This is a genomic window from Bacteroidota bacterium, assembly GCA_018692315.1.
GTDB lineage: Bacteria > Bacteroidota > Bacteroidia > Bacteroidales > JABHKC01 > JABHKC01.
In genome coordinates this window covers 1-2640 of record JABHKC010000241.1, presented here as the reverse complement: position 1 = coordinate 2640, position 2640 = coordinate 1, and the positions used below count along the sequence as shown (strand labels likewise).

Annotated in this window: 2 protein-coding genes; one reads left to right on the top strand and one right to left on the bottom strand. The window is 31.5% G+C overall.

Annotated elements, in window-relative coordinates:
* Nucleotides 1–20: 20 nt before the first annotated feature.
* Nucleotides 21–683 (bottom strand): hypothetical protein, encoded by a 663-nt coding sequence (locus HN894_17715; GenBank protein MBT7145163.1) that lies wholly within the window; start codon nucleotides 681–683, stop codon nucleotides 21–23.
* 453 nt (nucleotides 684–1136) lie between these two features.
* Here HN894_17715 and HN894_17710 point away from each other — a divergent pair.
* Nucleotides 1137–2640: VCBS repeat-containing protein (locus tag HN894_17710; GenBank protein ID MBT7145162.1), on the top strand; the 1504-nt coding region annotated here is incomplete at its 3' end.

The window sequence follows — 2640 nt, the reverse complement described above, 5'->3', positions numbered from 1 at the left end:
TTAGGTAAAACAACAGGGCACTATCTCTGAATATATAAAGGATTCCGAAGATTATATTTCCGTAGATATAAATACTTCATTTTTCTTTGTTTTCTCCTTTTAAGTTCGTTGAATTCTTCATACAATTTGGGGTCACGCATCAGTATGACTTTCAAACTTTCTTTATCATATTCCATAATTTTACCTGTTTCAAAATCAATAATATATTGCCGAAGTTCTTTCGATTGATAAACGGGCATCCTCATTTGATCGTAATAGTTGTAGCTTGCACTTGGCGAATATCCTCCTTCTTGATACACAGTTTCGTTTGAAACAAAATGGCAGATTTTGCCAATAATTGGGATGCGATTAATTTCATTATTCCATTGAACAAATAAAATCCCTTGACGGCAATATCCCCAAATATTATCGGACTTTACACTTTTTTTACTGCCAAAATTGTCGAAAAACGAAATGGTTTTCTCTTTAAGAATTAGTTCAAAAAAATCTAAACTATTGAAATCTACATTAGTAACAATTTTTGATTTTGTTAAAGGTGAATTAGATTTAACTTGCTCAAAATTTAGATAAATACCTTCTTTGAATTTGAAGCTAGGAGAGTACTTTGCTAATTTTGATGAATCAACTTGAGCATGAAGAAATTGTGAAACAAGAACCAATAAAACTAAACTAATATTTTTCATACTTCAAAATTATGAATTTTATTGCTCCTTTTGAAATTAATCTGAATAATTAACTTTTCTTAATCAATACAAATTGTTTAGGCTGAACAATTGGTTTCATATGTTTTGAAGAAAAGAGAAAACCAAAAGAATCAATTTTCCTGTAACCTTTTTCAAAATTTACGTAGAAACAAAAATATTTCAAAACAATGACAAGAAACAAAACAGATACTTGTAGATTTTTTAGCCTTAAGGTAGATGACATAAAAACTTGCAACTCAGGCCTATATACCACAACCCAAAAAAAATCCAATATTCTAGAAAAAAGACTAATTTTATGCTTGGCAAAACAAATTAATTTGACAAAACCTCTCTGTTTTTATGATTTCAGAGAGGAAAATATTAATTAAAAAATCTTTAGCTTACAAATTATTATTAGTTAAATTTTTTATAAACTTGAAATTTATATAAGCTATGAAACACCATATTATTTATTTATTGCTGATAATAGCTGTAAAAACCACATTTTCCCAACTCACATTTAATACTCATATTATCCAGAATATTTCAATGGATGGAGCAAGAACCTTATTTGCTATCGATTTGGATAACGACAACGATATTGATGTTATTTATGCATCAGAGTATGGGCAAGTTTCCTGGTTCGAAAACTTTGGCAATGGAAACTTTAGCTCTCAGCAAGTGCTTACCGATACAGCCGTAGGTGCCATTTCAGTTTTCGCAATAGATCTAGATAATGATGGCGACAATGATATTCTCTCAGCTTCGCAATGGGACAATAAAATTGCATGGTATGAGAACTATGGAAATGGGAATTTCAGTAGTCAAAAAATTATCTATAATTATGCCTGGGGGGCAATATCAGTTATTTCAGCCGATTTAGATAACGATTTAGATAATGATGTAATACATGCAGATATTAATTTTGGAAAAATTATATGGCATGCAAATGATGGAAATGGCAATTTTGGAATAGCACAATCAATTTCAGAAACAACCTCTTTCATGAAATCTGTAATTGCTTTCGATTTGGATTACGATAATGATTTAGATATTATTGGTCCTGAAGGGCAAGGAATATCTTGGAATGAAAACAATGGTTTGGGAATATTTACAGCAGATCAAGTTATTACATCCTCAATAATAGGAGGAAGTGATATTTGTGCAGCAGATATTAATGAAGATGGTTATAAAGATATAGTTTCATCTTCATATAATGACAATAAAATTGCCTGGTATGTAAACGATGGAACCGGAAATTTTGGTAGTCAACAAATTATTTCTACTACTAATTTTGGGCCTCTCTCAATATTTACAATCGATTTGGATAATGATGGAGATATTGATGTCGTTTCTACCTCATTCGATAATAGAATTGCCTATTATTTGAATTCTGGGAATGGAACTTTTTCAGCCATGCAAATAATATCCCATCAATATAATGGTGCATACTCTGTTTTTTCAATCGATATTGACAATGACGGCGACAACGATGTACTTTCTTCACATTATTTCAATTCAGTAATTGTTTGGTACGAAAACTCACTATTAAATAATGTTGATACAATAGAAATATGTGAAGGCGATAGTGTTGAAATTCTTGGAAACTGGACTGATACCACTGGCAAATATTACGATACTTTGCAAAATTACCTTGGTGGAGACAGCATTAATATTTATACTGTAATTGTAAGTCTTTTGCCAACAATCACCTTTGAGCCGGGTTTCCCTGATTCAATTGGAATAAATTCAGTCCCAATAAATCTACCAAACGTAACGCCTACAGGTGGCACTTTTTCAGGAGCAGGAATTTCAGGAAGCTTTTTCGACCCGACAATTGTTAACCTTGGAACTTACTGGATTTCATATTTTTATACAGACCCAAACACCGGTTGCTCAAATTCCGACTCAGTGCAAATTACAGTTTTTGATGGTACAGGAATTGAAAATCCGGCTA

Bases quoted from the DNA above. Each gene is read 5' to 3' on its own strand.
- HN894_17715 (MBT7145163.1), bottom strand. From the start codon at position 683: ATGAAAAATATTAGTTTAGTTTTATTGGTTCTTGTTTCACAATTTCTT.